Origin of the sequence: Pseudomonas syringae pv. cilantro (assembly GCF_001293775.1) — a bacterium.
Lineage (GTDB): Bacteria > Pseudomonadota > Gammaproteobacteria > Pseudomonadales > Pseudomonadaceae > Aquipseudomonas > Aquipseudomonas syringae_P.
The window spans coordinates 2,065-2,920 of sequence record NZ_LGLN01000082.1; the positions used below are offsets into that span (position 1 = coordinate 2,065).

At 44.5% G+C, this 856-nt stretch carries 1 protein-coding gene and 1 pseudogene; both read right to left on the reverse strand.

What is annotated here, in order from left to right:
- A pseudogene (locus ABJ99_RS28870) lies at window positions 1-353 on the reverse strand (hypothetical protein); the annotation flags it as partial.
- Window positions 350-856: hypothetical protein (locus tag ABJ99_RS23890; RefSeq protein ID WP_054087907.1), on the reverse strand; the 507-nt coding region annotated here is incomplete at its 5' end. The gene ABJ99_RS23890 and the pseudogene ABJ99_RS28870, both read right to left, overlap by 4 nt.

Genomic DNA, 856 nt, shown 5'->3' on the forward strand with positions numbered 1-856 from the left:
AACGCAGACACACGATTTTCCAGTTGTTCAATCTTGACCGTCGCACGATTGAGTGCAGGCTCGAAAGCATTAGAAAGGCTGTCATGGATGGCCTCAGAAAGCTTTATTCCAACATCCAGACCCGCTTTGGTCGTGGTGGCTTGAATCAATTCTTTAGTGCTTTCCTGGAGAAACAATGCGGTATCTTCTGCATCTTCAACAGCATCAGCGACAATTCTTAACGAATCATACATTGAAAGCTCAAGCAACTTGGGTATATTTTTTATGCTGTCATGCAAGTGACCCACGTCACTCAACAGCTCTGTGATAAGAGCATCACGTGCAGTGGTAGTATTTTTTTCAATCTGAATCATAGTACGTCCTCCTCCACGAACAACTCATCAAAGACCACATCGAGCTTACGATTAATACCTTTGGCTAGAAGCTTCAAACCGTACATATCTGACCAAAGCTCACGATCTTGCATGTCAGCGCTCTTGTCTTTCAGCAACGCCTTGTAGTCGGTGTCATCGTTCATCAACGATGTGAGAGAAATACGCTTGACTGAAAGGGCGTCGAACAACTCAGTTTCAAATATTGCGCACTTGCGATTGCAGATAAACGAATGTGCAAGATCGTAATAGGAAATAATGATGGAGAATTCCGAATAAACGTCACTTTTCACCCGATTGAATACCAATCTTATCTTGTGAGCCGGAATGCCCATCGCGGCCAGCGTTCCAATCATGGTTGCTGTCTCTTTCTGCTCCTTGGTTCCAGAAGTTACTGGAACAACGTAGTAATCAATTTCATCGTGAGCCTCTTCGAAGCTTTCAAGGTTGGCCATGAAGTCTTCAACGTTGGAAGCACCCACGTC